Origin of the sequence: Kribbella jejuensis, from assembly GCF_006715085.1 — a bacterium.
Classification (GTDB): domain Bacteria; phylum Actinomycetota; class Actinomycetes; order Propionibacteriales; family Kribbellaceae; genus Kribbella; species Kribbella jejuensis.
Genome location: NZ_VFMM01000003.1, coordinates 318,354 through 344,628 on the forward strand (window position 1 = coordinate 318,354; position 26,275 = coordinate 344,628).

Annotated in this window: 30 protein-coding genes and 1 tRNA gene; 16 read left to right on the top strand and 15 right to left on the bottom strand. The window is 68.6% G+C overall.

All coding sequences use genetic code 11. The features are described 5' to 3' along the window. Positions 1 to 21: 21 nt before the first annotated feature. Positions 22 to 768 (bottom strand): orotate phosphoribosyltransferase, encoded by a 747-nt coding sequence (locus FB475_RS29190; RefSeq protein WP_202878594.1) that lies wholly within the window; start codon positions 766 to 768, stop codon positions 22 to 24. A gap of 203 nt (positions 769 to 971) precedes the next feature. On the opposite strand from FB475_RS29190, the gene FB475_RS29195 reads away from it, so the two are divergent. From FB475_RS29195 to FB475_RS29205, 3 genes are all read left to right on the top strand, one after another. After that, positions 972 to 1,946 carry a ring-cleaving dioxygenase gene (locus FB475_RS29195; RefSeq protein ID WP_141860371.1) on the top strand — a complete coding sequence of 325 codons (975 nt, stop codon included), beginning with the start codon at positions 972 to 974 and terminating at the stop codon, positions 1,944 to 1,946. A 170-nt stretch (positions 1,947 to 2,116) separates the two neighbouring features. After that, positions 2,117 to 2,566: an alpha/beta hydrolase gene (locus tag FB475_RS29200; protein WP_238332505.1), complete on the top strand. Its 450-nt coding sequence runs from the start codon at positions 2,117 to 2,119 to the stop codon at positions 2,564 to 2,566. After that, positions 2,563 to 4,482: a glycoside hydrolase family 15 protein gene (locus FB475_RS29205; protein WP_238332506.1), complete on the top strand. Its 1,920-nt coding sequence runs from the start codon at positions 2,563 to 2,565 to the stop codon at positions 4,480 to 4,482. The genes FB475_RS29200 and FB475_RS29205 overlap by 4 nt, the downstream gene beginning before the upstream one ends. Here the strand turns inward: FB475_RS29205 and FB475_RS29210 are convergent, their stop codons facing one another. Beyond that, positions 4,483 to 5,223, bottom strand: coding sequence for an orotate phosphoribosyltransferase (locus FB475_RS29210; RefSeq protein ID WP_202878595.1), 741 nt, complete (start codon positions 5,221 to 5,223; stop codon positions 4,483 to 4,485). A gap of 243 nt (positions 5,224 to 5,466) precedes the next feature. Here FB475_RS29210 and FB475_RS29215 point away from each other — a divergent pair, with 243 nt between their 5' ends. Then, complete coding sequence (locus FB475_RS29215) at positions 5,467 to 6,282, top strand: alpha/beta fold hydrolase (RefSeq protein ID WP_202878596.1); 816 nt, start codon at positions 5,467 to 5,469, stop codon at positions 6,280 to 6,282. A gap of 320 nt (positions 6,283 to 6,602) precedes the next feature. Here FB475_RS29215 and FB475_RS29220 read toward each other — a convergent pair. Then, positions 6,603 to 6,688: transfer RNA gene (locus tag FB475_RS29220), tRNA-Leu, on the bottom strand. Positions 6,689 to 6,803: 115 nt separating this feature from the next. On the opposite strand from FB475_RS29220, the gene FB475_RS29225 reads away from it, so the two are divergent. Beyond that, positions 6,804 to 7,292 (top strand): VOC family protein, encoded by a 489-nt coding sequence (locus FB475_RS29225; RefSeq protein WP_141860375.1) that lies wholly within the window; start codon positions 6,804 to 6,806, stop codon positions 7,290 to 7,292. A 3-nt stretch (positions 7,293 to 7,295) separates the two neighbouring features. On the opposite strand, the gene FB475_RS29230 is transcribed toward FB475_RS29225, so the two are convergent. Together FB475_RS29230 and FB475_RS29235 are read right to left on the bottom strand one after the other, a co-directional pair. Then, on the bottom strand, positions 7,296 to 7,964 hold the full coding sequence (locus FB475_RS29230) for an endonuclease V (RefSeq protein ID WP_141860376.1): 669 nt from the start codon (positions 7,962 to 7,964) through the stop codon (positions 7,296 to 7,298). A 36-nt stretch (positions 7,965 to 8,000) separates the two neighbouring features. After that, positions 8,001 to 8,228 carry a hypothetical protein gene (locus tag FB475_RS29235; RefSeq protein ID WP_141860378.1) on the bottom strand — a complete coding sequence of 76 codons (228 nt, stop codon included), beginning with the start codon at positions 8,226 to 8,228 and terminating at the stop codon, positions 8,001 to 8,003. Between the two features lie 65 nt (positions 8,229 to 8,293). Between FB475_RS29235 and FB475_RS29240 the strand changes: the two genes are divergently transcribed. Genes FB475_RS29240 through FB475_RS37870 form a run of 3 tightly spaced genes read left to right on the top strand, consistent with a single transcriptional unit; the run spans position 8,294 to position 10,024 of the window. Then, on the top strand, positions 8,294 to 9,046 hold the full coding sequence (locus FB475_RS29240) for a hypothetical protein (RefSeq protein ID WP_141860380.1): 753 nt from the start codon (positions 8,294 to 8,296) through the stop codon (positions 9,044 to 9,046). Between the two features lie 13 nt (positions 9,047 to 9,059). Beyond that, a complete protein-coding gene (locus FB475_RS37865) occupies positions 9,060 to 9,602 on the top strand; it encodes a DUF6529 family protein (protein WP_238332507.1) in 543 nt (180 codons plus the stop codon). An 11-nt stretch (positions 9,603 to 9,613) separates the two neighbouring features. Then, on the top strand, positions 9,614 to 10,024 hold the full coding sequence (locus tag FB475_RS37870; RefSeq protein WP_238332508.1) for a Rieske (2Fe-2S) protein: 411 nt from the start codon (positions 9,614 to 9,616) through the stop codon (positions 10,022 to 10,024). 9 nt (positions 10,025 to 10,033) lie between these two features. Here the strand turns inward: FB475_RS37870 and FB475_RS29250 are convergent, their stop codons facing one another. Continuing rightward, a complete protein-coding gene (locus FB475_RS29250) occupies positions 10,034 to 10,432 on the bottom strand; it encodes a DUF1003 domain-containing protein (RefSeq protein WP_202878597.1) in 399 nt (132 codons plus the stop codon). A 115-nt stretch (positions 10,433 to 10,547) separates the two neighbouring features. Between FB475_RS29250 and FB475_RS29255 the strand changes: the two genes are divergently transcribed. Continuing rightward, on the top strand, positions 10,548 to 11,873 hold the full coding sequence (locus FB475_RS29255) for a M20/M25/M40 family metallo-hydrolase (RefSeq protein ID WP_141860386.1): 1,326 nt from the start codon (positions 10,548 to 10,550) through the stop codon (positions 11,871 to 11,873). On the opposite strand, the gene FB475_RS29260 is transcribed toward FB475_RS29255, so the two are convergent. Further along, positions 11,864 to 14,275, bottom strand: coding sequence for a glycosyl hydrolase (locus tag FB475_RS29260; RefSeq protein ID WP_141860388.1), 2,412 nt, complete (start codon positions 14,273 to 14,275; stop codon positions 11,864 to 11,866). The two genes, FB475_RS29255 and FB475_RS29260, sit on opposite strands and share 10 nt — an antisense overlap. A 324-nt stretch (positions 14,276 to 14,599) precedes the next feature. Between FB475_RS29260 and FB475_RS29265 the strand changes: the two genes are divergently transcribed. Continuing rightward, on the top strand, positions 14,600 to 14,737 hold the full coding sequence (locus FB475_RS29265; RefSeq protein ID WP_202878598.1) for a hypothetical protein: 138 nt from the start codon (positions 14,600 to 14,602) through the stop codon (positions 14,735 to 14,737). Between the two features lie 3 nt (positions 14,738 to 14,740). Then, positions 14,741 to 15,145 carry a type II toxin-antitoxin system VapC family toxin gene (locus tag FB475_RS29270; RefSeq protein WP_141860392.1) on the top strand — a complete coding sequence of 135 codons (405 nt, stop codon included), beginning with the start codon at positions 14,741 to 14,743 and terminating at the stop codon, positions 15,143 to 15,145. A gap of 19 nt (positions 15,146 to 15,164) precedes the next feature. Here FB475_RS29270 and FB475_RS29275 read toward each other — a convergent pair whose 3' ends face one another. Continuing rightward, positions 15,165 to 16,025 (bottom strand): LysR family transcriptional regulator, encoded by an 861-nt coding sequence (locus tag FB475_RS29275; protein ID WP_141860394.1) that lies wholly within the window; start codon positions 16,023 to 16,025, stop codon positions 15,165 to 15,167. 73 nt (positions 16,026 to 16,098) lie between these two features. On the opposite strand from FB475_RS29275, the gene FB475_RS29280 reads away from it, so the two are divergent. After that, complete coding sequence (locus tag FB475_RS29280; protein ID WP_185759495.1) at positions 16,099 to 17,319, top strand: MFS transporter; 1,221 nt, start codon at positions 16,099 to 16,101, stop codon at positions 17,317 to 17,319. On the opposite strand, the gene FB475_RS29285 is transcribed toward FB475_RS29280, so the two are convergent. The 3 genes from FB475_RS29285 to FB475_RS29295 are packed head-to-tail and all read right to left on the bottom strand — an operon-like array spanning position 17,246 to position 19,270. Beyond that, positions 17,246 to 18,055: an ABC transporter permease gene (locus FB475_RS29285; protein WP_141860395.1), complete on the bottom strand. Its 810-nt coding sequence runs from the start codon at positions 18,053 to 18,055 to the stop codon at positions 17,246 to 17,248. The genes FB475_RS29280 and FB475_RS29285 overlap by 74 nt on opposite strands. Further along, positions 18,015 to 18,815 carry an ABC transporter ATP-binding protein gene (locus tag FB475_RS29290; RefSeq protein ID WP_141860397.1) on the bottom strand — a complete coding sequence of 267 codons (801 nt, stop codon included), beginning with the start codon at positions 18,813 to 18,815 and terminating at the stop codon, positions 18,015 to 18,017. The genes FB475_RS29285 and FB475_RS29290 overlap by 41 nt, the downstream gene beginning before the upstream one ends. Then, positions 18,812 to 19,270, bottom strand: a complete 459-nt coding sequence (locus FB475_RS29295) for a MarR family winged helix-turn-helix transcriptional regulator (protein ID WP_141860399.1) — start codon at positions 19,268 to 19,270, stop codon at positions 18,812 to 18,814. The genes FB475_RS29290 and FB475_RS29295 overlap by 4 nt, the downstream gene beginning before the upstream one ends. Positions 19,271 to 19,364: 94 nt before the next feature. Between FB475_RS29295 and FB475_RS29300 the strand changes: the two genes are divergently transcribed. Both FB475_RS29300 and FB475_RS29305 read left to right on the top strand, forming a co-directional pair. Beyond that, positions 19,365 to 19,787 carry an ester cyclase gene (locus FB475_RS29300; RefSeq protein WP_141860400.1) on the top strand — a complete coding sequence of 141 codons (423 nt, stop codon included), beginning with the start codon at positions 19,365 to 19,367 and terminating at the stop codon, positions 19,785 to 19,787. Between the two features lie 48 nt (positions 19,788 to 19,835). After that, positions 19,836 to 20,876 (top strand): LuxR C-terminal-related transcriptional regulator, encoded by a 1,041-nt coding sequence (locus FB475_RS29305; RefSeq protein ID WP_202878599.1) that lies wholly within the window; start codon positions 19,836 to 19,838, stop codon positions 20,874 to 20,876. On the opposite strand, the gene FB475_RS29310 is transcribed toward FB475_RS29305, so the two are convergent. After that, positions 20,851 to 21,036 carry a DUF5703 family protein gene (locus FB475_RS29310; RefSeq protein ID WP_130385444.1) on the bottom strand — a complete coding sequence of 62 codons (186 nt, stop codon included), beginning with the start codon at positions 21,034 to 21,036 and terminating at the stop codon, positions 20,851 to 20,853. The genes FB475_RS29305 and FB475_RS29310 overlap by 26 nt on opposite strands. A gap of 21 nt (positions 21,037 to 21,057) precedes the next feature. After that, positions 21,058 to 21,999: an aldo/keto reductase gene (locus FB475_RS29315; protein WP_141860403.1), complete on the bottom strand. Its 942-nt coding sequence runs from the start codon at positions 21,997 to 21,999 to the stop codon at positions 21,058 to 21,060. Between the two features lie 51 nt (positions 22,000 to 22,050). Between FB475_RS29315 and FB475_RS29320 the strand changes: the two genes are divergently transcribed. Further along, positions 22,051 to 23,103, top strand: a complete 1,053-nt coding sequence (locus FB475_RS29320; RefSeq protein ID WP_141860405.1) for an LLM class F420-dependent oxidoreductase — start codon at positions 22,051 to 22,053, stop codon at positions 23,101 to 23,103. Then, positions 23,103 to 23,930 carry an undecaprenyl-diphosphate phosphatase gene (locus FB475_RS29325; RefSeq protein ID WP_141860407.1) on the top strand — a complete coding sequence of 276 codons (828 nt, stop codon included), beginning with the start codon at positions 23,103 to 23,105 and terminating at the stop codon, positions 23,928 to 23,930. The genes FB475_RS29320 and FB475_RS29325 overlap by 1 nt, the downstream gene beginning before the upstream one ends. Here the strand turns inward: FB475_RS29325 and FB475_RS29330 are convergent. Together FB475_RS29330 and corA are read right to left on the bottom strand one after the other, a co-directional pair. Continuing rightward, entirely contained in the window at positions 23,917 to 25,191 is a 1,275-nt protein-coding gene (locus FB475_RS29330; RefSeq protein ID WP_141860409.1) for a vanadium-dependent haloperoxidase, read from the bottom strand. The genes FB475_RS29325 and FB475_RS29330 overlap by 14 nt on opposite strands. A gap of 75 nt (positions 25,192 to 25,266) precedes the next feature. After that, a complete protein-coding gene (gene corA, locus FB475_RS29335) occupies positions 25,267 to 26,238 on the bottom strand; it encodes a magnesium/cobalt transporter CorA (protein WP_141860411.1) in 972 nt (323 codons plus the stop codon). Positions 26,239 to 26,275: the final 37 nt, after the last annotated feature.

Genomic DNA, 26,275 nt, shown 5'->3' on the forward strand with positions numbered 1-26,275 from the left:
TCGGCTAGATGCCTGCTTCGGTCACTCGGCCGGGAGAAGAGCTGCAGGAAGAACAGCAACACGTTCAGGATGCCGAGGAAGATCGATGCCGCCAGCAACGGGCTGGACGTCAGATCGCTCGAGCGACGGAGCCGTTGGAAGTCGAACACGATCAGCCCGCGAGTGCGGTGAGGTCGCGCCTAGGGGCGTAGCCAGCCGCCCGAACGCGCCGAGCCCGCCGGACTCGGCTGCGGCGGCCACCAGTTGGAGGTACGTCGCGATGGATTCGATCGGGAGGTGCCGTGCCGTCGGCGTCACGGAGGCGGCGGTTTCACGCATATCGACAGCCGTGAACACTCCTGCCACGGTCGCGCCCGCGTCGAGAAGCGCTCGCGTGAACATCTCCACCGCGGTGCCGTGTGCGACGACGTCGTCGACGAGGAGCACGCGGCGTCCCGCGACGGATGCGCCGCGGACGGTGGGTTCATGGTCTTCGTGCCCGGCGTACCCGGGTTCGCGGACGAACGCGAACGGCAGGCCGGCCGCCAGCGCGACCGCGGTCGCGAGCGGGATTCCGCTGGTCTCGCCGCCGACGACAACCTCGACGCCCAGCCGCTCGGCGAAGTCCGCACCCGGTACGGCGAGCTCGGGCAGCAACCGCGGATCGCCGTACACGTTCTCCACCGACAGCGGGTGCAGCGGGAGTCGAGCCTTCACGTCCCACTGCGAAATCCCCGGCTGCACCACCCCTGGCACCGCGGCCAGCCGGGAGACAAGAATGTCGGTCATGATCGTCGCCTCGATCTGTGTGTGGTGAATACCTTCGACGATGCCGCACAGCCGACCGGCTCGCGCCAGGGACAGTCACTGGTCCGCGCTGCCTGGCGACGGGCCCTCAGATTCGTGCGGTCGCTCCATGGTGGCGGACGAGATCCGGTCGTAGTGTCGAGAACGGGCGGTTGACGCTGCCCGGGGCTGGGAGGGGTGGAGCGATGGTTGACTCGGTTGCACCGCACGGGCTGCATCACGTGACTGCAATTGCCGAAGATCCGCAGCGCAACGTCGACTTCTACACGACGGTGCTGGGGCTGCGGCTGGTGAAACGGACCGTCAACTTCGACGCTCCGGAGACATATCACCTGTACTACGGAGATGCCTCGGGCCGGCCGTCGACTCTGTTGACGTTCTTTCCGTGGCCAGGAGCGCCGAACGGCAGGCAGGGGACCGGCCTCACGACCGCCACCGCGTTCAGCGTCCCACCGGAGTCTCTCGGCTGGTGGCAGCAGCGGCTGTCCGCGCTCGGTGTCGATGCGGACGCGCCGGTCGCGGGCTCCGACGAGGAGATCCTGCGGCTGCGTGACCCCGATGGCCTGGTGATCGAGTTGGTCGCGTCTGAAGGTGACAGCCGATCCGGTTGGGACGGAGTCGCCGCAATACCGTTCGACAGCGCGATCCGTGGACTGTTCTCGGTCACCATGACAGAGCAGCTGCTCGACCCGACCGCAGAAATGCTGGCCGGCATGTTGGGCATGCGGCACGGCGGGGACACTGCTGACGGGACCCGGTTCGTGATGTCGGGTGGAACGGAGGGAACGGCAGTGGATGTCCTGCCCAGCAACGCGCCTCGCGGACTTCAGGCGGCCGGAACGGTCCACCACATCGCCTTCCGGGCACCGGACGGCGAGACCCAGGCGAAGTGGCGCCTCGAGTTGATCGAGGCCGGAGTCGAGGTAACCGAGATCCTTGACCGGCAGTACTTCACCTCCATCTATTTCCGCGAACCTGGCGGAGTCCTGCTGGAGATCGCGACCGACCAGCCAGGCTTCACTGTGGACGAACCGCTGCTGGAACTAGGCCAGCACCTGAAGCTCCCGCCGTGGCTCGAACCGAACCGCGAGCAGATCCAAGCCACGTTGCCGTCGCTGCGCGTGCCACCGGCTCCGCAGCCGGACGCGGCCGGCAGATGACGGAGGACCCGCTCCGGCGGCCGCACGTCTTTCACCCAGGCTCGTCGACACCGCCGCTGCTACTGCTGCACGGCACAGGCGGAGACGAGCACGACCTCCTTGTGCTGCGGCAGCACCTGGCACCCGATGCCCCCGTGCTGTCGCCACGGGGGACCGTGTCGGAGAACGGGATGGCGAGGTTCTTCCGAAGGCTCAGAGAAGGCGTGTTCGACGAGGATGACCTTCGGCTTCGCGCTGACGAGCTCGCCGCCTTCCTCACCGCCGCTGAGCAAAAGTACGACGTGGCAGCTGGCTCCTGGCTGGCTGTTGGTTTCTCCAACGGAGCCAACATGGCATCGGCTCTGCTGCTGCGCCATCCTGAGGCGCTCGCCGGCGCCGTACTGCTGGCCGCGATGGTGCCCTTCGCGGCGGACGAGCCCAGAGATCATGCTCTCGCCGGCAAGCGGGTCCTCATCGTCAACGGTGACAGCGACCCTATGGCCACACCCGAGCAGACCAGCAGGCTGGGCGAGCAGCTCCGCCGACGAGACGCCGACGTCGAACTGCTTCAGTTCTCTGGCGGCCATTCCATCGACGCGGGCCTGCTGCCGCGGATCAGGAAGTTCGTCGAGGGTGATTGACCTTGGCTGAGTCTGTCCGGTCGGGGTTACCTCGAAGCGCACATCCGCCGATAGCCGACTACGCCTTCCTGTCGGATTGCGAGTCCAACTGCCTGATTGCGCCCAGCGGCGCGATCGAGTGGATGTGCCTGCCGCGACACGACTCACCCAGCGTGTTCGGGGCGATTCTCGATCGCGCTGCGGGCAGTTTCCGGCTCGGTCCGTACGGCGTACAGGTGCCGGCCGCACGTCGATACCTGCCGGGCAGTCTGATGCTCGAAACGACCTGGAAGTCGCCGACGGGGTGGCTGGTCGTCCGTGACGCCCTGCTGATGGGACCGTGGCACGACGTCTCGCAGCGATCGCTGACGCACCGTCGGACGCCGACCGATTACGACGCGGAGCATTGCCTGCTGCGGACCGTCAAGTGTGTCAGCGGGTCCGTGGATCTCTCGATGATGTGCGAGCCGATGTTCGGCTATGGCCGTCGGGAAGCAACCTGGCGGTACGAAGGCCCTGGGTACGGCGTGGCCGTTGCGGACTGCCCCGACCTGGGTCGCAATGTCGCTCTGAAGTTGACGACTGATCTGCGTCTCGGTCTGGAAGGTCGCACGGCCCAGGCCCGGACCCGGATGTCGCAGGGCGATACGGCGTTCGTGTCGCTCTCGTGGTCGGCTTTGTCACCTCCACGGACCTGGCCCGAGGCCATCGAGCGGATGGCGCGGACAGCCGAGTACTGGCGGCAATGGATCAACGTCGGTGTGTTCCCGGATCATGCGTGGAGCCGCTATCTGGCGCGCAGCGCACTCACCTTGAAAGGACTCACGTTCGCTCCTACGGGTGCGCTGCTGGCGGCCCCGACGACGTCGTTGCCGGAGACGCCGCATGGTGAACGCAACTGGGACTACCGCTACTCCTGGGTGCGTGACTCCACATTCGCCCTCTGGGGGCTGTACACGATCGGACTCGATCGCGAGGCGAACGATTTCTTCTCCTTCCTCATGGAGATGTGCGGCGGCGATCAGGACATCCAGATCATGTACGGCATCGACGGCGAACGCGAACTTCCCGAGCAGACTCTGGACCACCTGAGCGGCTACGAAGGCGCTCGGCCGGTCCGGGTCGGCAATGCCGCCTACCTCCAGAACCAGCACGACGTCTGGGGAGCGATCCTCGATTCGGTGTATCTGCATGCCAGGTCGCGCGACCAGGTGACCGAAAGTCTGTGGCCGTTCCTCAAGAGGCAGGCAGAGGCGGCCGCCAAGCATTGGCGCGAACCGGACCACGGGATCTGGGAATCACGCGGTGAACTACAGCACTTCACCTCGTCGAAGCTGATGTGCTGGGTGGCGATGGACCGGGGTGCAAAGCTCGCCCTGTTGCACGACGAGCCTGGCTACGCTGACGATTGGCAGGCAGTCGCCGACGAGATCCGCGCAGACATCTGCACCAACGGTGTCGATGACCGAGGGGTCTTCGTGCAGCGGTACGGCTCCACCGCCCTCGACGCCTCGGTGTTGCTCCTGCCGTTGCTGAGATTCCTGCCGGCCGACGATCCGCGCGTTCGCGCCACCGTACGAGCAATTGCCGACGAGCTCACCGAGGACGGCATGGTGTTGCGCTACCGCGTCTCGGAGACTGACGACGGTCTGCACGGAGAGGAGGGGACCTTCACCATCTGCTCCTTCTGGCTGGTGTCCGCGCTCGTCGAGATCGGCGAACTGGACGAGGCTACGGCGCTCTGCGAGAGACTCCTGTCCTACGCGAGCCCGCTGGGCCTTTACGCCGAGGAGATCGACCCGCTGACCGGACGCCATCTGGGCAACTTTCCGCAGGCGTTCACCCATCTGGCCATGATCAACGCCATCATGCACGTCATCCGCTCCGAGGAAGGAGAGGACACGAACACCTTCCTCCCCGCGAGCCACCGGCTCTGATCAGGCGGCGTCGCTGAGCTGCGCCCAGCGGGGGTCGTCGTTCGACCAGTGGTTGACGAGGGCATCGACGGCGAGCCGGTGAGTTCTCGGGTCGAGTACACCGTGATCGGCGGCAGCTTCGAGTACTTCGAGGTAGGTGGCGACGGACTCGATCGGGAGTGTTGTGGCGATCGGGGCCACCGAGGTCGAGACGTCGCGCATGTCGACGAGCGTGAAGACTCCGACGAGGTCTGCGCCTTCGCTCTGGAGTTCGTCGGCGAACGCCTCGAGGGCCTTGCCTGAGGACACGGCGTCGTCGACGAGGAGCACCCGCCGGCCGGCGACCGACGCCCCGCGTACGCGCGGTTCGTGGTCTTCGTGTCCGACGTACCCGGGCTTTCGGACGAACGCGAACGGGAGGTCGCCGGACAGCGCGACGGCGGTCGCGAGTGGGATGCCGCCGGTCTCGGCGCCAACGACGACGTCGGCGCCCAGGCGACGGGCAAAGGATGCACCAGGTGCGGCGAGGTCCTTCAGCAGGCGCGGGTCGCCGTACGCGTTCTCGTTGGAGAGTGGGTGCAGTGGCAACCGGGTCTTCATGTCCCAGTGGCTGATGCCGGGCCGGACCAGGCCGGGCACGGTCGCGAGCCGGACTACGAGCTCCATCCGCGGATGGGCTACGGCGGTGAGTCGGGCAACGTCGGCGCGTTCGCCGATCTGTACCCGTTTGGCGTTCGCCAAGGTGAGCTGGTTTGTGTTCATACCGTTGACGATCGCGCTGAATCCGAGCGGTCGCGTCCGGGGTGCTCCCTGGTGCGCACGCGTGGAGAGCCACGGGCCGTCAGGCCGGTTCGTGGGCGCCCAGTGAGTGGGCGTCGCCCCTGATCCGAACACCGGGACACCGAGCACGCACCAGTCACTGGACCGTGACCTCTCCTGGGGTGACACATCAACCGCCCACGCACCGTGGTGGTAACGGAAACCCCTCCGAGGATTGGAAGACTGATGAGCAAGTTGATGTTGAACGCGAAGAATCTGCTGGCTGCCGCGGCCGGTGCCGGGATCCTGCTGGCCGGTGCAACGACCGCGCAGGCCACGGAATCCGGGCGGGCCGCCGCCCAATCCGGGCAGGACAAGCCCACGATCGTGTTGCTGCACGGGGCGTACGAGGACGGCTCGAGCTGGTCCGGAGTGACCAATCGCCTCCAACACGACGGGTACAACGTCCTGGCTCCCGCGGTGCCACTGCGCGGGATCGCTTCGGACACGTCGTACCTGCGTGCCGTCCTCGCGACCGTCTCCGGGCCGAAGGTACTCGTCGGGCACTCGTACGGCGGCGCCCTGGTCAGCGAGCTCGCGGACACGTCGGGGGTGAAGTCGCTCGTCTACGTCGCGGCGTTCATCCCGCAGGCCGGCGAGACGTTGGGCGCACTCAACTCGCAGTTCCCCGGTAGCGAGCTCGGACCGGACACGACCAACGTGATCAGCTACCCCGGCGGCGTTGACCTCGCCCTCAAGCCGGAGACGGCCGGTCCGGTCCTCGCCGAGGACATCCCGGCCCGGGAGGGCGCAGTCATCCTCGCGGCGCAGCGGCCCGTGGCGGCGGCGGCCTTCAGCGAGCCGGTGGAGAAGACCGCTCCGGCAGCCCTTCCGAAGTACGCGGTGATCCCGACCGGTGACCACGCGATCGCCCCGGCGGCCGAGCGCTTCATGGCCACCCGGGCCGGAGCCACCCAGATCGAGATCCCCGATGCCTCGCACCTGGTCGCGGTGTCCCAACCGACCGCAGTAACCCAGGTCATCGAACGAGCCGCCCGCTGACCGCACCCATCCCCAGCCGGCCGGAGCACGCGCTCCGGCCGGCTCATTGACGTTGTGCACGGCGGGTCTGCATTCGCGCGGATCCCCAGCCGTACTACGTCACCTCTTCAACAATGCAGGTGCGTTGGCGCTCCACTGCGCCAGCCGGCGTCGCAGGGCAGCTCGACTCGCTGCCCGAAGGCGCCATACCGGTCCTAGGTAACCGTCCACTCGACGCACTCGCCATCGACCGCGTCAGTCGCTGCAACCGGCCCTGAAACAGAACAACGTCGAGCAGAAGCCCGACGTTGGGGTCGACCTGTCGGCCGATTGTGGATGAGTGTCCGAGGGGGGACTTGAACCCCCACGCCCCGCGAAGGGCACTAGCACCTCAAGCTAGCGCGTCTGCCTATTCCGCCACCCGGACGAGTGGTCTGACCGCTGGTGCGGTGCCGACCGGAGAACAGTAGCAAACTCCAGGGGTGGAATTCACATCGGGTGGATCGGGGTGTCTGATGGGGGTGAGCGAAGGGTGGGTGCAGATGACGGAGATCGATCTCCCGGCGGTGGAGGCGGAGCGGGAGCGGCTCAGGACGGCGTACCTGAAAGCAGGCGCGCCGTCGTCCGCGCGTGGGCTTCATCACACAGCGTTACTGTGTGCGGACGTCGAGCGGACGGTGCGGTTCTACCAGGAGGTGCTCGGGTTTCCGTTGACCGAGATGGTCGGGAATCGGGACTACGAGGGGTCGACGCACTTCTTCTTCGACATCGGGAACGGGAACCTGCTCGCGTTCTTCGACTTCCCCGGCCTCGACCTCGGACCGTACGCCGAAGTGCTCGGCGGGCTGCACCACCTGGCGATCTCGGTGGAGCCGGCGCGCTGGGAGGAGCTGAAGGGACGGCTGACCGCGAACGGCGTCGAGTTCCTGGAGGAGAGCGGTACGTCGATCTACTTCCGCGACCCCGACGGCGCCCGGATCGAGCTGATCGCTGATCCGCTCGGCGAGATGTACGGCCTCAAGGTCCTCTGAGGGTCAACGTCCCCTGAGCAGCCGCGCGGCCTGGCGGGCCAGCCGCAGCGGCTCGGGCGTACGTCGCCCGGCAAGACAGGTCGACACGACAGCAACCGACGTGGCGAGGTCCGTCCGCCACCCCGGATGTACGGCGAGCGGCCGCGTCCCCGTCCTCGTCCGCACCCACGTCCCGACGTGCCGACCGTCGACCAGCAACGGCGCAGTCGCTCCGGCAAGATCGTCCGGCCAATCACCCGATGCGACCAGCGGCCGGTGCGTGACCCCGACCGTCGGCAGATCCAGTACGGCGCCGAGCTGCACAGCCAACCCCGCTCCGCGCGGGTGATCCCGCCCGGTCCCGTCCAGCAGCAGTACGTCGGGCCGTCCCGCGAGCCGTCGTACCGCGCCCTCCAACACCGGGCCAAGACGCAGCGCGAGCAACCCCGGCGTGTACGAAGCCAGTGCGGTGCCGCGAGATGACTGCTGCTCGACAACCCGGCGCCCGTCCGTCACGACGGCCGCGGCCCAGGCGGGATCTCCGGCGGCGCCCGGGCCGGACAATCCGCGCGGAAAGCACACCCAGACCCCACCGATCAGCGGCCGATCCGGCAACACCCACGGCGCGGGGGTGGCCGACGCCAGCTCGAGTTGCAACGAGATCAGCTCAGCCTTGGTCGTCGGCCAGTTCATCCGCGAACCACGCCAGGTTCAGCACACCCGCGACGGTCATCGTGGTCCGGATCCGTTCGAGGGGTGCTCCACCAGAGCGACCACCCGAGCGGTGAGGAAGCGCGCGGTCCGAACGGGTACGCCGGTGCGGGTCACCTCGACGACCTCGGTGAGGTTTCGGCTGGAGGTGATCTCGACCCGCCGGCCGGCCTTGGTGGCCGTGATGTCGTACGTCGCGACGCCGTTGCCGGTGTCGACGACGATCTCGACGCGGTCGCCCTTCATACACCCAACGTACTCGCCCGTTACGGCGCCCGCTGAGTCGTTGACCAGGACCTGACGCCGGGCGGATGCTCGTCTCGGGGGACGAGATGGGACAACGCAGTCCGTTGGTGACGCTTGCGGCCACGGCCGTGGGTCTCGTCGCGCTGCTCGTGGTCGACAGCACCCAGACCGGTACGACGGCGGCAACCGACGGCACCGTGACGGCCACCAGCGCGCCCACAACCAGCGCGCCCACGACCGCGCCAGGAACCAGCACGCCGACCGACGTGCCCGCGACCACTGCGCCGCCGACCGTGGCCGCGACGAACACGCCGGCCAGCAGTTCGTCACCACAGCCGCCCCGGACCACCGCTCCGACCCACCGGACGGTTGTGTACGTCGGGAAGACAGAGCACCGGCAAGCCACGGTCGCGCTGGCGGTGAAGGGCAACCGCGCGGTCGCCTACGTCTGCGATGGCAGCCGCCTCGAGGCCTGGCTGGTCGGTGTGATCGCCGACGCTCACGTCGCCCTGCGATCCCGAACGGGCGAACGCCTCGTCGCCACGATCGGCTCGCGAACGGCCACCGGATCGTTCACCCTCCGCGGGCGCACCATCCGGTTCGAGATCGGCGTCGCGGGTCCGCCGGCCGGGCTCTACCGGTCGGCGACGAGCGGCCGGACCATCGGGTGGATCGTGCTGCCCGACGGCAATCAGGTGGGGATCGACAACGACGGTACGCCGGCCCCGGCGCCGCGACTCGATCCGGCACGCAGGATCGCGAGCGTCGACGGCGTACAAGTCACTGCGCAGTCGATCGCCGGCGACGAGACTTTCTGACCGGGGAGGGACCATGACGACGGTGCCGATGCGGAGGGCGAGCAGGGTCGCGATCCCGCTCGCGGGCGGCGCCGCGGTCGCCATCGCGTTGGGTGTCTACGGCCGGGTACACGCACCGACAGGGGTCGCGATCGACATCGCGGGCTTTTCGAGTTTCCGGTCGGTGAAGTCCTGGCTGGCCACCGTCGCGCTCGTGCTTGCTCTCGTCCAGATCGTGACGGCGATGGCCATCTTCGGACGGGTCTTCACAGGGCGACGATGGGTCGCGCCGCTGCACCGATGGACAGGCCGGGCCGCCGTCGCGGTCACGCTGCCGGTGGTCGCGCATTGCCTGTACGCGTTGGGATTCCAGTACGGCGAACCGCGCGTACTGATCCACTCGCTGCTCGGCTGCTTCTTCTACGGCGCCTTCGTCGTGAAGATGCTGGCGCTCAGCCGCACCGACACGCCCGGTTGGCTCCTCCCGGTCGCGGGCGGCGCCGTGGCCATCGGCATAGTGGGACTGTGGCTGACCTCGTCGCTGTGGTTCTTCACCACCTTCGGCATCATCCGTTGAAAGGAGCAACCGTGGCCGAGCCCAGCCGTCGTACCGTCATTACCGCTGCCGCCGGTCTCGTCACGCTCACCGGTTGCGCGAAGTACGGCGAACCGACGAACCCGTCACCGGGAACGCCGCAGGGCGCGCCGGCGAACACTGTCCTCGGGAAGACCGAGGACATCCCGGTGGGTGGTGGGGTGATCTTCGCCGCCAACCGGATCGTCGTCACGCAACCTGTGAAGGGCACGTTCAAGGCGTTCAGTTCGATCTGCACGCATCTGAGCTGCCCTGTCGCGACTGTTGCCCATGGCACCATCAACTGCGACTGCCACGGCAGCAAGTACGCGATAACGGACGGCTCCGTCGTCCGCGGACCGGCCCCGCGACCGCTCCCGCCGAAGCAGATCACCATCACCGGCGACTCGATCACCGAGACGTGAGGTGTGACGCTACCCCTTGCCCTCCTCGACCAGGCGGCGGTGCAGCTCGGTGGTGAGGGCGTGGATCTCGCGGGTCAGCTGGGTGTTGGTCTTGAGTTCGAGCTCCGACTCGTTGAAGTCGTGGTCGGCCTTCATCTGCTGGAAGGCGGCCTGCCGGTTCTGGCCGATCATCACGAACGTCGACAGGAAGATCGCCTCGAGCGAGACCACCAGCGTGAGGGTCGGCCACGGGCTCTTCTCGATGAACAGCATCCAGACCGCGAACACCACCACATGTACGTAGACGAACCGCATCGAGCCGGCGAACGCGGTGATCGCGTCGGCGATCCGCAACTGCAGGTTCGCCGCCCGCTGTGCCTCGAGTGCCAGGATGGCTGGATGGCGCCCGCGTGTTTTCGTTGATGTCACTGGCTGTCCCGACCGCTCGTGCGCTCCCGGCCCCGGACGAACCAGAGATCCGCTGCAGCCGACGGTAGCGCCTGCCGTGCGCAGTGGGGAGCGCGGCACACCTAGGATGGGGCGCATGACGACCTCGAATAACAGTACGTCGTACGCCGCCGACGCCGAGGTGGTGGAGCTGTGCAGTGAACTGATCCGCATCGACACCACGAACTATGGCAACGGCAAGAGCAACGGCGAGCGGGTCGCGGCGGAGTACGTCGCGGCGAAGCTGGACGAGGTCGGGATCGAGTCGACGATCTACGAGTCCGAGCCGGGCCGGGCGACCCTGGTCGCCCATTGGGACGGTGAGGACCAGGATGCGGACCCGCTGCTCGTGCACGGGCACCTGGACGTCGTACCGGCCGATCCGAAGGACTGGAAGGTCGACCCGTTCGCGGGGGAGATCTTCGACGGCTGTGTGTGGGGCCGCGGTGCGGTCGACATGAAGGACTTCGACGCGATGGTGCTGTCGGTCGTACGGGCGCGTCAGCGGGCCGGGGTGAAGCCGCGGCGGCCGGTGCGGCTGGTGTTCACGGCCGACGAGGAGGCCGGCGGCGTGTACGGCGCGCAGTGGCTGATCAACAATCACCCGGACACGATTGCGGACTGCACCGAGGCGATCGGTGAGGTCGGCGGGTTCTCGGTCACGGTCAAGGACGACCTGCGGCTGTACCTGATCGAGACCGCCGAGAAGGGCATGAACTGGATGCGGCTCAAGGCCCGCGGTACGGCGGGACACGGGTCGATGGTGAACACCGACAACGCCGTCACCAACCTGGTCGAGGCGGTCACCCGGATCGGGTCGCACGAGTGGCCGCTGCGGGTCACGCCGACGGTGCGCGAGTTCCTGAAGACGCTCGAGGACCTGCTCGGCACCGAGCTCGACCCGGACGACATGACGACGACGCTGGCCAAGCTCGGCAGCTTCAGCCGGATGTTCGGGGCAACGATCCGGAACACCGCGAACCCGACGATGCTGAACGCCGGCTACAAGGTGAACGTGATCCCGGGCGACGCCGAGGCGCACATCGACGGGCGGTTCCTGCCGGGGTACGAGGACGAGTTCTACGCGACGATCGACGAGCTGCTCGGCGACAAGGTGCAGCGCGAGACCGTGGTCACCGATATCGCTCTGGAGACCGAGTTCAGCGGTGGGCTGGTCGAGGCGATGAAGGCGTGCGTCCAGGCCGAGGACGCGCAGGCCCGGTTCGCGCCGCTGCTGATGTCGGGCGGTACGGACGCGAAGTCGTGGAGCCGGTTGGGCGTGCGGTGCTTCGGGTTCGTACCGTTGCAGCTGCCGCCGGAGCTCGACTTCATGGGCATGTTTCACGGGATCGACGAGCGGGTGCCGACGGCTTCGCTGGAGTTCGGGTCGCGGGTGCTGGACCGGTTCCTGTCTCAGGCCTGACGGAGAACTCGCGGTACGGCGAGCAGCCCGGAGTTGAGGTAGTCGGCGGCGTGCTCGATGTGCTGCAGGTCGAAGCGGCGGCCGTACTGTTCGGTGACCTCGGCGGCTGTTTCGAGTAGGTGCTGGTCGGCGGACAGGGCGTTGGCTGCTGTGTTGTGTACGACGATCTCCAGTTCGTTGACGCCTGTCCGGGCGGCGTCGGTGAGGTCGAGCTGGTACGGCGGCGCCCAGAGGTCGCCGCAGTGCGTCCCGTTGAGGTAGATGCCGGCGGCAACTCCTACTGGCGGGACGATGACCGCGCGGTAGGAGTTGGCCGGGAGGTACGGCTCACTGTCGGGCGCGACGGGTTCACCTGGACCGAGGTCGAGGATGAGCCTCGTGGTGCCTTCCAGCTCGAACTCGGTGCGGTAGGTGGCAGACCCGGAGTACGCCGTACGCCCCGGCTCCTCCCATCGATGCGGCAGCTTGACAGGTTGACTCTCCTTGCCGAAGGCAACCGTCCAACCGCCAAGAACCACACCGACAAAACGCTCAGGCGTGGCCGAAGACTCATCGTCGGTTGTGGGGATGAGGATGGCTGATTCGTAGGGGTGGAGGGTGAGGGTTTGGGTTGTGGTGAGGTCTGCGGTGCGGGGGTTCCAGTGTTCTACCGGGGTGGGGAAGGTGAGGGTGCGGGGTTCGGGGGAGGTGTTGGCTGTGAAGTAGAGGTCGGCGTCGTCGAGGCGGTGGTGGACCACGCCTACGTCGGGGACCGGCGGGAATGGGGGTGGGGGTAGGTGCCTGGCGAGCGCGGTGGGGTCGGTGACGACCGTTCCGCCGGAGGCTGTGACTTCGTCGAGCCAACGGGTGGTTCGGTCAGGTGTTGTGGTGCCGGCCGGGACTACGACCAACGGAATGTCGGCGGGGTCGAGGACCGTGATGGCGTCGTCGTCGATCAGGTCGAAGTCGAGGCCGGCTTCGCGGATCGTGCTGGGGATCGTCGGTGGGATCAGCCGGCGCGCGACCCGGTAGAGGTTGAGCGGTTCGGGGCCGCCGGCAACGTAGGCGTCGGACGTCGGGATGTAGATCTTGACCGGGCGTACCGGCGTGCCTTGCTGCAGGACCCAGGACAGGCGGTGCAACGACGCGAACAAGGCGGTTGCCGCCGGCCACCAAGGGTTGCGGTCGTCGAGGGCGCCGGAGGCGTAGAAGATCCAGCCGAGGCCCGGGCCATCGGTGGGGGAGTACGGCCAGCCGTGGCCGATCAGCTGGTTGACCCCGGCAAGGAAGTGCTCGTGCGCCTCGCCCTGCAGATCGAGCGGCGTCGCCCGGAACGACGGCGAGTGCACCCACGTCCACACCTCCGCCGACACCACCGACCGCCCGTAGACGCTCGCCGCGGACGACGCCCAGCGCGTCTCCGGAATGCCCTTCCAGCCCCACCCCTCACCTTCGAAGATGTCCGCGTGCCGGTAGCTGCTCATCGTCGCCGGCGGTTCGCCGTAGCTCTGGATCCGGAACGGTACGCCGTAACCCGCCGCCCACGAACGGAACACCTTCAGGAAGTTGTCCTCGTACAACTCCGACAACGTCCGCCCGAAGTCGATCCGCAACTCCCGCGCACCGGGCCCATCCACCAGCAGCTCGTACAACCGCGGCCGCAAGTCGTACCCGCGCCGTGACGAGAACTCCGAGAACATCGCCGGCGTCCAGTCCGCGCCGTACACCTCCAGGCTGTCGCAGAACGCGGACCCGACGGGCATAGCCGCCTTGAGCAGCGGCTCGGCAACGCACCGGATGTGCTCCAGCGCCGCCGCCTCGGAGTAGTGGTCGAGCGTGTGCCCCTCCGCCCCGGCAGCGGCCCGCTTCACCTGCTGCCCGGTCACCCGCGACGTCGCGATCAGCACCTCCCGCGGCTGGCCGCCCGCCGGCACATGGATGACGCCGTCGCTCACCGGCACCTCGACGTACGACGACGGCACGTTCCCGTCCCCGACGTACGCCGCGACGAACTCGTCACCCGGCCACGCCGGCACGATCGGTACGTCGTACGCCGCCGCCCCGATCTCCCGCCGATCCCAGTGCAACCGCCGCGCCGCCAGCGACGGCCCGATGTGCGGACCGCCGTACGACCACCCGCTCCCGAGCGTCACGTCGAACCGCAGTCCGAGCGACCGGGCCGTCCGCGCCGCGTATCCGACCAGCTCGAGGACCTCCGGCGACCCGAACGGTGCCGTCACCGGCCCCATCGGATACACGAACGCGACCTCCACGCCACCGAGCCCGGCCGCTGCCATCGCGTTCAGCTCGCGGTCGATCTCGTCTCGCTCGACGGACGGCCCGAACCACCACCAACGCACCATCGGCCGCCCCTCGGCCGGCGGCTCCCGGAACTGTCGCCGCACGTCATCGACGCTCGCCATACCCCCAACCCCACAACCGCCGCCCCCGCCCGTCAACGCGAATGACCACTACCGGTCAGATCTGCTCACTACTGTCCGATGGCGTGTGCCGATCCTGTCAGTGGCCACTCCCCGGGAGGTAGCGGCCGGAGACATCCCTGCTGTTGCTGATAGCAACGAGGCTGAGACGGCGACCGGCACCCGCCGACTACGGCTCGTGATGGTTCGGACGTCACGCGGGGCCGTATGATGGTTGAGGTGGGAGATCGGCTGGACGGAGGGCTCATGGATACAGGCACCGCAGACCAGTCTGGTGCGCCTTTTGTGCGGCCATCGCAGTCCGTGATGGACTTGATCGCCGCGAAGCGGACCGAGCCCATCAAGTCACTGGATGATCTCGCCGCGGACACGTTCGGATCGGACGAGGAACTGGATGACTTCCTGGCGTACACATATGCCGAACGGCATCGTGAGATCGCCTGACCCATGCAGCCCGTTGTCCTGGATACCGATGTTGCGTCTCTTGTCCACAAACGAAAGCTCAGCGGCCCACTGACGACGCGTCTGATCGGCCGGCAGCCCATGATCACGTTCGTTACTCTTGGCGAGCTCGCGAAGTGGGCTGAGATTCGCCAGTGGGGCGCCCGGAACCGGCAAGCGCTCGCCGACTGGATATCCGGCATTCCTGTTCTGCCCGGTGACGAAGCAGTGACCGCGACCTGGGGTCGGCTGTCTGCTGCAGCCGTGGGCAGAGGCCGACCTCGGCCGGCGAACGACATGTGGATCGCATCGTGCTGCCTGACCTACGATCTCCCGCTGGCAACGCTCAACCTGAAGGACTTCGAGGACTTTCGATCCTTCCACGGTCTGCGGATCCTCGGCTCGGACTGATCCACCCACAGCCTTGGTCTCACGAGAGGTTCAGGGTGGTGCGGAGGTGGGGGAGGTGGGTCAGTAGGGGTTCGGGTGGGGTTGGGGTGGTGATGACGGAGAGCGTCAGGCGGTAGTGGAACGGGGCTGCGGTCAGGTGTTCGCCTGGGCGGAGTTCGGTGGCCAGGGCGCTGCGGGGGATGAGGGCGAGGTGGGCGCGGCGGCGGGCCATGGCGATCGTGGTGCTGAGCGTGACGCCGCGGCGGGGGTTCGCGCCGAGGGCTGCGAGGCGGGTGTGGATCTCCTCGCTGCCTTTGTCGTACGTCGAGAACGCGACCGGTCGGTCCTTCAACGGCTGCCGGCCACGCCCCGGCGGGCGGGCCCCAGGTGGTACGAACAGCACGAGCTCGTCGCGGCCGACGCTGCGGGCGACCGTACCGCGGGGGAGCCTCATCTGATCGGCGATCGCGATGAAGGCGGCGTCCATCGTGCCCTCGGCGACGCGCTCGACCAGGAAGTGGCCGTGGTCGACCTGCTGCTGGATCTCCAGGTCGGGCAGGTCGGCGTCGAGGACCGGGAACAGGATCGGCGCGAGGCTGGCGAATGTGCCGATCACAAGCCGCTGGGCGACCGCCGCGGCACGGGTCGCGTCGTACACCTCCTCGAGGTGGGCGAGGATGTGGTCCGCGCGGCGGCCGAGCTCGGCGCCGGCCGGGGTCGGACGGGCACCGCGGGTGTCGCGCTCGAAGAGCTTCGTCCCGCAGAGCCGTTCGAGCCGGGCCAGCCGCTGCGACGCCGACGGCTGCGAGATGCGGAGTTCACGGGCCGCCGTACCGACGGCGCCGGTCCGGACGACGGCCTGCACCAGCCGCAGGTCTTCGACCGAGGGTAATGAAGCCATAGGCTGAGCCTATGGCAAGCAGGCAAGTCCAGCCGGCTACCTGCGACCCGCTCAAACGCCAAGAATTCAAGGTGTGAGAGCAAGAACCGAGGCGCTGGCGCTGCTGGCCGGGAGCGGTACGGCGGACTTCGCGATGCGGATCACCCAGGTCGCCCTGCCCTTGGTGATCCTGCGCGAGACGGGTTCCGTCGCGGCGACCGGACTCGTCGGTGGCGCGGCAGGCATCCCGGTCCTGCTCTCACCGTGGTGGGCGCGGAAGGCGCGGCAATGGGTCGACTCCGGTCCACGTCTGGCGATCGTGGCGCTGGTGTCCGCGATCGCGTTGGCGGTGGTTCCGGCGGCCGCTGGGCTCGGCGTCCTGTCGCCCGAACTGCTCGTTGTCAGCGGTCTCCTCCTCGGCTTCGGCGACGCCTTGGCGAACCCGGGCAGGTCGGCGCTGCTCGCCGACACCGGCGACCGCTGGGGAGCTGGCAAAGCGGTCCTGCTCCTCACTTGGCAGGACGGGCTCCGAAGACTAGGGATGTTGGTCGGTCCGTCGGTCGGCGCCATCGCTGTAGCGGCCGGGTTCACAAGCGAGCTGCTCTGGGCAGAGGCAGCAGCCGTGATCGGTGCGGGACTCCTTGCCTGCACGGTCCGGCCCACCGAGGTCAGCCCGGACAGCGCCCGACCGTCGATCCGGGAGAGTCTGCGTGGTCGGAGAGAGGTCCTGTACGGCTGGATCGTGCGCGGCACCGGCTGCGTCACCTGGTTCGCCTTCACCCTCGGGCTGTCCGTACTGGGCGAGCAGCGCGGCCGGCCCGGCGTCTACCTCGCCGCCGGAATGACGGGGTACGCCGTGGGCTCACTGATCGGCACCGCGGTGTCGCTGGCCGTCGTACGTCGGACCGAGCCCGTGCGGACCGCCGTCGTCGCGTGGGGCTGGTCCGGACTGTGCTGGATCGGCATGGGACTGTGGACGACGCCACCGGCCATCGCGTTGATGGGCGCGTTCTCCGGTGTCGCCGTCGTGATCGGCATCGCCGCGATCTCCGTGCTCATCACCCGCTCGTCGACCGGTCCGGACCGCCGTACGTTGCTGTCCGGCCAGAGCGTCGTCGTGAACGCGGCCAGCGCCGCCGGCCTGCTCGTCGGCGGACCGATCATCGCCGCGGCCGGCGCCGAGACCGCCCTGATCGGCGCGGGCCTTGTCACGGCAGTCGTCGCCGTCCTGGTCCTGATCGCTAGCGCGCGAGCCGGCCGAGGAGTGCGGATGCGGCGCAGATACCCGCGATGGCAGCCACAATCAGGACGGTGAAGTCGAGCCAGTACGTCGTCGGCTGACCGATGAGCAGCCCGCGCAAGGCGCTGACCTCGTACGTCAGTGGATTGATGTGCGACACCGCCCGCAGCCAGCCAGGCATCAACGAGACCGGGTAGAGCGCGTTCGAGGCGAAGAACAGCGGCATCGTGATCGCCTGCCCGATGCCCATCAGCCGATCGCGACGCAACACCAGCCCGGCGATCGTCATCGACAGGCAGGAGAAGAACGCCGCGCCGAGCACCACCACGACAAGGACGGCGAGCAGCTTCAGCGGATTCCAGGTCAGGCTGACGCCCAACAGCGCGGCGACGATCAGTACGACGACGGCTTGCGAGATCGTCCGTACTCCGGCCGCGAACGCCTTGCCCGCAACCAGGGCGGATCGCGGCGACGGCGTCACCAGCAGTTTGGTGAGGATGCCGGCGTCACGTTCCCAGATGATCTGGATGCCGTAGAAGATCGCGACGAACAGTGCCGACTGCGCGATGATCCCGGGCGCCAGGTAGTCCAGGTACGGGACGTTGCCGGTCGGGATCGCACGGATCCGGCTGAACGTCTGGCCGAAGATCACCAGCCAGAGCACCGGCTGGATCGCCCGGGTGACCAGCTCGGTCCGGTCGTGCCGCAGCTTCTGCAGCTCGACGAGACAGAACGTGCCGATCCGTGAGATCAGCCGGAGCGGACGCGACTCAGCCCATCCGCTGGGCCGTACGACGGGTGCCACGGACATCGCGCAAACCTCCCTTCTCCTGCCCTTCCAGGCTCGAGCCGGTGTAGTGCCGGAAGACGTCCTCGAGGCTCGCGTCCGGACCCCGCTCGGCCTTCAGCGAAGCCGGCGTACCCACCGCCCGCAGCTGCCCGAGGTGCATCAGGGCGACCCGGTCGCAGAGGATGTCGGCCTCTTCCATGTAGTGCGTGGTGAGCAGCACTGTCATCCCGTACCGCTCCTGCATCTCCTGGACGCGCGCCCACACCGAGTCCCGCGCGACCGGGTCGAGGCCGACCGTCGGCTCGTCCAGCACGAGCAGCGCGGGCCGGTTCACCAGCGCCTGCGCGAGCTCGAGCCGGCGCACCATGCCGCCCGAGTACGTCGACGCGAGCCGATCGGCCGCGTCCGTCAGGTCGACGATGTCCAGCACCTCGGCCACCCGTGCGGCCCGTTCCCGCCGCGGTACGTCGAACAGCCGCGCGAACCACGACACGTTCTCGCGACCGGACAACGCACCCTCGATCGACAGCTGCTGCGGCACGTACCCGAGCATCCGGCGGACCGCCATCGCGTCGGCCTTCACATCCAGCCCGAACACGCGGACCGATCCCGACTGCGGCGGATAGAGCGTGTTGAGCACCCGCAACGTCGTCGTCTTGCCGGCACCGTTCGGCCCGAGGAGCCCGAAACACTCACCGTCGGAGACGGTCAGGTCGAGATTGTCCACGGCAACGTGGTCGCCGAACCGGTGACTCAACCCACTGACCTCGACGGCAGTCATACCCGCTCCTTCTGCTCTTCGGGATGGAGGCGTTCGGCCAGTACGGCGAGCACCGGCAAGGCAGCCCGGAGCGCGTCGCGGTCGGCTGGGGAGAGGTCGTCGAGGGCGCGAGTGACCAGGGCGGTACGCCGATCGCGCCAGGCCTCGACCTGTTCGCGGGCCGGGTCGGTCAGCGTGAGCCTGGCGATCCGGCGGTCGGTCGGGTCGGGCGTCCGCTGCAGCAGGCCGCGCTCGGTGAGCTGGCCGACCAGGGTGGAGACGGTGTTGGCGACCAGCCCGAGCTCGGCAGCGGCCTCGGCGACCGAGATGCCGGGGTTGCGCCGGACGGTCCGGATCAGCTCGCCCTGCGAGTCGGTCAGCGCGCCCTCCGGGAACGGCCGGCCGACGGATCGTCGCAGATGCCGCCGCACCAGCCCGATCGCGGCCAGCAGGTCTTCGGTCAGCGCCTCGCTCATACCCGAAGAATACCTCTGCCGCAGAGATATTGCGCCGTCAGAACCCCAACTAATCGGGGTACACCGCGCAGCGGCACGCGCCGAGCATCGAGGCATGAGCACAACAGAGCGCAACAAAGCCGTCGTCAAGGACTTCATCGACGGGCTGTTCAGCAAAGGCGACCTCGGAGCGGTGGACACCTACCTGGCCGAGGACTTCGTCGCACACAACTCACCCGGATTCGGCGCCACGCCGGACCGCGAGGGTTTCCGGCACGCGGCCACCGTGATCCGGGCGGCGTTCCCGGACTGGCACAGCGAGCTGCACGAGCTGATCGCCGAGGACGACCTGGTCGTCGAGCGGTTCACCGCCAGTGGGACGCACCGGGGCGAGATCATGGGCGTGCCGGCGACCGGAAAGTCCGTCAGCCTGCCCGGGATCAACATCTTCCGGGTTCGCGACGGGCTGATCGTGGAGCGCTGGGGCCAGCTCGACGAGCTCGGCATGCTCCGGCAGCTCGGCCTGGTACCTGCCTAGGTACGGCGTAGCATCACGATCATGGGGGCGGGCGATCGCCTTGAGGTCATGATCCGGCGCTGTTACACGGGGCTGGATGCCGATCAGCTGCGCGCCGAGGTGCTCGCCCGGCTGCGGCGGGAGCTGACCGTCGACGCGGCGTTCTTCGCGACGGTCGACCCGGGCACCGTGCTGTTCACCTCGGCGGTCGCCGACGAGCCGCTCGGTGCGGTCACCGAGCAGTTCATCGCGAACGAGTTCGGTCAGGACGACGTGAACAAGTTCGCCGTACTCGCCGGTGGGCCCGAGCCGGTGCGGTCGTTGGGACAGGCCACGCGGGGCGACTGGCGGGCCAGCCGGCGGTACGTCGAACTCATGCGACCACTCGGACTGGGTGACGAACTGCGCGCGGCGCTGATGTCGAACGGGCGCTGCTGGGGCGTCCTCTGCCTGCACCGCGAGGACGCCGACGCCGGTTTCACCGACCACGAGATCCAGCTGGTACGGCGACTCGCGCCGCACCTCGGCGAAGGTTTGCGCCGAGGACTCCGCGGCGCCCTACCGGAGGACGCGGCGGACGCCGGGCGGTCTGCGGGCCGGGAACCTGCCGAAGCGCCGCCGCGGATCGGTCCCGGCGTGGTGGTGCTCGACCGGATGCTGCGACCGCTTTCGGCAACCCCGGAAGCGGAGCACTGGCTGTCCGAGCTGGGGCCGATCGGCGAGTTGCCGGTGGCTGTCCGCGCTGTGGCGGCGCGGATGCAGCTCGATCAAGTGACCACCCGGCTGAAGATCCGGACGCACCGGGGTGAGTGGCTCGAGATCCAGGCGTCCAGGCTCGGGGAAGACGGGCAGACCGTGGTGGTGATCGAACCGGTGACACCCGCGCAGCTGGGCTCGTTGCTGCTCGAACTGCACGGTCTGACGCCGGCCCAGCAGCGGGTCACCGAGCTGGTGCTCCGCGGCTACTCGACCCGGCAGATCGTCGAGCAGCTGTGCCTGTCGCCGCACACCGTGCAGGAGCACGTGCGGGCGGCGTTCGACAAGGTCGGCGTGGGCAGCCGGCGGGAACTGGTGAGCGTCCTGCTCAGAGGGTCCGCATCACCCGGATGATCCGGCGGCGCAGCCACACGCGGCGGGAGCCGTCCGGGTAGCGGCGGAGCCGGGCGAGTTCCCAGCCGCCGTACTCGGCGTGTTCGGTGAGCAGTTTGCGCACCGCGCCGCGGGACTCCGTCCTGGACACCTCGAACTGCTGCAGTTCGTACTCGGCCATCCACACCTCCACCTGCAGACTTCAGGAAACATCCTCCAGCGCCGCCACGATGGCCGGCGGCAGCGTGAGCTCCTCGACACCCAGTATCGACTTCAATTGCAACGCGGTCCGGGCCCCGACGATCGCCGCCGACACGCCGGGCCGGTCCCGCACCCAGGTGAGCGCCACCTCGAGCGCGGTCCAGCCGAGCCCGTCGGCGGCTCGCGCGACCGCTTCCACGATGCCCGATGACCGGGCGTCGAGATAGGGGTCGACGAATCTGGACAGATGCTGAGACGCCGCCCGGGAGTCCGCAGGGATCCCGGTGCGGTACTTCCCAGTCAACACGCCGCGGCCAAGCGGCGACCACGCCAGCACCCCGATCCCGAGGCCGGCGGCTGCGCGCAGCGCGTCCACCTCGGCGTCCCGGGCGAGCAGTGAGTACTCCACTTGGTTGCTGACCGGGACCGCGCGGCCTGGCCAGGCCTGCTGCCAGGTGACAGCGCGGGCGGACTTCCAGCCGGCGTAGTTCGACACGCCGACGTAGCGCACCTTGCCGGAGCTGACCGCGTGGTCGAGCGCGGACAGCGTCTCCTCCAGCGGGACGTCGTCGGACCAGGTGTGCAGCTGCCACAGGTCGATGTAATCGGTATTCAGCCGGCGCAGCGATCGGTCCAGGTCGCGCAGCAGGGCACCGCGCGAGGTATCGGTGATCCGCTCGCCCCGGCGGACGCTGAAGCCGGCCTTGGTCGCGATCACCACGTCGTCGCGGTCCACCACGTCGCCGAGCAGCGAGCCGATCAGCTGCTCGCTGTCGCCGTCGCCGTACGCCGCGGCGGTGTCGATCAGCGTGCCGCCGGCGGACACGAACGCGGCGAGCTGCTCGCGCGCCTCGTGCTCGTCGGTGTCCCGGCCCCACGACATCGTGCCCAGGCCGAGCCTGCTCACCGCGAGTCCACTGTGACCGAGATAGCGCTGTTGCATGACCCGAGCCTATTGCGGGCCACCGACAACCTCTCGCTAGGCTCGCCAGTCATGCGACTCGGACTCAACATCGGCTTCGTCTTCGGCGGCGACGACCATCTGGACCACCTGAGGCTGGTGAAGGAGGCCGAGGCACTCGGTTTCGCGGTCACCTGGGCCGCGGAGGCGTACGGCTCGGACGCCGCCACCCTGCTCAGCTGGATCGCCGCCCAGACGACCACGATCGACGTCGGCGCGGCAGTGTTCCAGATCCCGGCCCGGACGCCGGCGATGACCGCGATGACGGCGGCCACCCTGGACCGGCTCTCGAACGGGCGGTTCCGGCTCGGTCTGGGTGTGTCCGGACCGCAGGTCTCGGAGGGCTGGCACGGCGTCCGATTCTCTCAGCCTCTGCTCAGGACCCGTGAGTACGTTGACATCGTGAACGCGGCCCTCCGCCGGGATACGGTCGCGTACGAGGGGAAATACTTCACCCTGCCGTTGCCGGACGGTCCGGGCAAGGCGCTCAAACTGACCGTGCGGCCGATCCGCGACCACGTGCCGGTGTACCTGGCCGCGGTCGGCCCGAAGAACCTCGAGCTGGCCGGCGAGATCGCCGACGGCTGGCTCGGCATCCTCAACGACCCAGGCTTCCTTGGAGAGCAGTTGACGCACATCAGGACGGGCCGCGCCGTCCGTCAGAAGGACCTCGACGATTTCGACGTCGTGGTCTCCACGCCGCTGATGACCGGGGACGACCTGCAGGCCGCCGCCGACCCGATCCGTGGCTACGCCGCGCTGTACGTCGGCGGCATGGGCAGCCGGGAGAAGAACTTCTACAACGCGCTCGCGGTCCAGATGGGGTACGCCGACGAGGCCAAGCAGATCCAGGACCTGTACCTGGACAAGAAGCACCGCGAGGCGATGGCCGCCGTACCGTTCGGCTTCCTGGACTCGATCTCGCTGCTCGGCGGCAAGGAGCGGATCGCCGAGAAGCTCACCGCGTACGCCGAGGCGGGTGCGACGACCGTATCGGTGACGCCGTTCGCGTCGACACTCGAGCAGCGGATCGCCGACCTGCGGACCGCCGCCGAGGCGCTGGAGCTGTCCGGGGTCGGCCACTGATGACGATCTGGGACTCCATCATCCTCGGCATCGTCGAGGGCCTGACCGAATTCCTGCCGGTCTCCAGCACCGGGCACCTGACGATCGTGTCGAAGATGCTCGGGCTGAAGATCGACGACCCGTCGATCACCGGCTTCACCGCGGTGATCCAGGTCGGCGCGATCATCGCGGTGGTCCTGTACTTCTGGAAGGACATCGTCCGGATCATCGGCGCCTGGGTGGGCGGTCTCACCCATCGCGAGCGGCGCGACGAGTTCGACTACCGGATGGGCTGGTACGTGATCGTCGGCTCGCTGCCGATCGGGATCGTCGGGTTCCTCGCCAAGGACCTGATCTCCGGGCCGCTGCGGAGCCTGTGGTGGGTGGCCGGCGCGCTGATCGTCTGGTCGGTCGTGATGGTCGCCGCCGAACGGCTGAGCAGCAAGGCCCGGCCGCTGACCCGGATCACCTTCCTGGACTCACTGGTCATGGGCCTGGTCCAGTGCCTCGCGCTGATCCCGGGTGTGTCCCGCTCCGGCGCAACGATCTCGGCCGGCTTGTTCCGCGGCCTCGACCGGGTCGCCGCCACCAGAGTGTCGTTCCTGTTCGGCATCCCGGCGCTGGCCGGAGCGGGTGTCTACGAGCTGAAGGACGCGTTGAGCGGCTCGGTCGGTGCGGCCCCGCTGCTCATCGGCACGGTCGTCAGCTTCGTGGTCGCGTACGCCTCGATCGCCTGGCTGCTCCGCTTCGTCGCCAAGCACTCGATCGAGCTGTTCGCCTTCTACCGCGTGCTTCTCGGCATCGTGCTGCTGATCCTGCTGTCGACAAGCACGATCACCGCCACCTGAGCACGTACGACCCGACCCGGGTCCCGAGCAGCAGGCCCGCGCGATGGTCGATGCGGGTGTGGACACCGGCGTAGATGCGACTCAGTCCGGCTTCCGCGGCGGCGTCGCGGAAGCTCCGGAACGACCGCGTCACGCCCGGGAACGTCGGTGAGGTGACGGTGAAGTCCACGTCGCCGTACAGCGTCGTCAGTACTTCGGCCGCGGCCGCGCTGAGGGCGCTGTGCGCTCCGGGGTACGACGGATCGGCGGGCGTCGCGGCGAGTGGGGTCCAGGTCGGATCGGCCGTGGTCAGGCGGTTCCGGTCGGCGTCGGCGAGGCGGATCGCGGTGATCGGGCGCCAGAGCCGGTAGGTGTACTTGGCGTCGTACAGCGCGATCGTCGAGTCGGCGAGCGCGAGGTCCAGCAGCGCGAGAGCCCGGGCGGAGGCCTCGGTGCCGCTGTGCCGCGACGTCAGCACCCGGTCGGCGATGTCGTTCCAGTAGTTCTGGATCGGCGCCGACCAGAACGTACCGATCTCGGTCTGCTCGGGCGTTCGGGTCGTGCTGTGGTCGCGGCCGAGGCTCTTCACCTCGTTGAGCGCGGTGGCGTACGGCCGGCTGGTCATCGCGTGCGGGGGACCAGGCCGGAACTGGTCGCCGCTGCGCAGTACGAACGGGGTGACCGCGCCCCAGTGGGTGAAGACGGGTGCGGCGAAACCGGGCGGAGTCGGACGAAAGTCGCCCGGCCGTCCGGTGGTCCGGTACGTCGGCGGCGTCGCCCCGGATCCGTCGGCGGCACGGACCGCGAGGACGCGAGCGGCCGCCGCGGCGCCCTCACGCACGCCGGCGGCCCGCGCATGGTGGGACGGGATGCGGGCGAGATCATCGGTGAGTTGGCGGTCGAGCCCGCTCGAGGAGCCGGGGAACATCGCGGTCAGGACGCCGTGCGCGGCCTGCGCGGCGGCGGCGCGCTGCTCGGACGTACGGCGTACCCCGATCACGTGGCTCGACGCGCTGACCGCGTCGTACACGGCCTTGCTCATGATCGCGAAGTCGCGGGTGGGCTGGATCCGCGCGGGCTGCGCGCCGGGCGTCTGCACCAGCGACAGCAGGATGCGGTTCCACTCCACGACGACGTTCGTACTGGTTGTTGCTCTGGGCACCGATGCGTGCGCGGTCAGGGCGCTCGCGCCGAGCGCGACGGCGGAGACGGCCGCGGTCAGCGCCTGGCGGCGGGACGTCGTGCTGGTGCGGGTGTTGGCTCGCTGTGGGTCGATTGGCATGGCGACTAACACGCCTGGCGGATCGGATCCGTTCAGTACCGAAGTGGATTGAATGTCTTGCGGTCGCCGTGCGTATCAGAGCCAGCCGACCTTGCGGAAGAAGCGGTACATCGTGACGCAGATGACGGCCATCACGATCAGGATCGCGTAGTAGCCGAAGTGCCAGCGCAGCTCGGGCATGTTGTCGAAGTTCATGCCGTAGATGCCGGCCAGCATGGTCGGTACGGCGGCGATCGCGACCCAGGCGGAGATCTTCCGCATGTCGTCGTTCTGCTGGACCGAGACGCGGGCGAGGTGCGCGTTCAGGGCGGAGGTGAGCAGCGTGTCGATCGCCTCGGCCTGGTCGGAGACCCGGCTGAGGTGGTCGGCGACGTCGCGGAAGAACGGGCTCGCCTTCGGACCGAGACCGGCCACGCCGTGCGCGAACTGCTCCATCGGCTCGCGCAGCGGGTCGATCGCGCGGCGCATCTCCAGCACCTCGCGCTTCAGCCGGTAGATCCGCTCCGCGTCGCTGGTCCGTTCGGGGGAGAACACCGAGCTCTCGATCTCGTCGACGTCGAACTCGACCTGCTCGGCGACCTTCTCGTAGTCGTCCACGATCGCGTCGCAGATCGCCCACAGCACCGCGGCCGGGCCGTGCCCGAGCATCGACGCCCGCTCCTCGAGCTGGTGCCGGGTGGTGGCCAGTTCGCCGCCTTCGCCGTGCCGGACGGTGACGACGTACCGCGGCCCGATGAACGCGGTCACCTGGCCGGTCTCGACGGCATCGCCTTCGTCGACGTACCAGAGGGTCCGCAGTACGACGAGGATCGTGTTGCCGAAGCGCTCGACCTTGGGGCGCTGGTGCAGCTGCAGCGCGTCCTCGACGGCCAGGTCGTGCAGCCCGAACAGCCGCTGGACCCGCTCCATCTCGGCGTCGGACGGGTCGTGCAGGCCGATCCAGCCGAAGCTGTCGTGGTCTTCGTCGATGGCGTGGGCAACGGTCTCCGGGTCCTTGGGCAGCGCCTGCCGCTCACCGCCGGCGTACACCCCGCAGTCCACGATCACCTGTCCATCATGACAGTGGCGTGCGTCACGGCTTGGC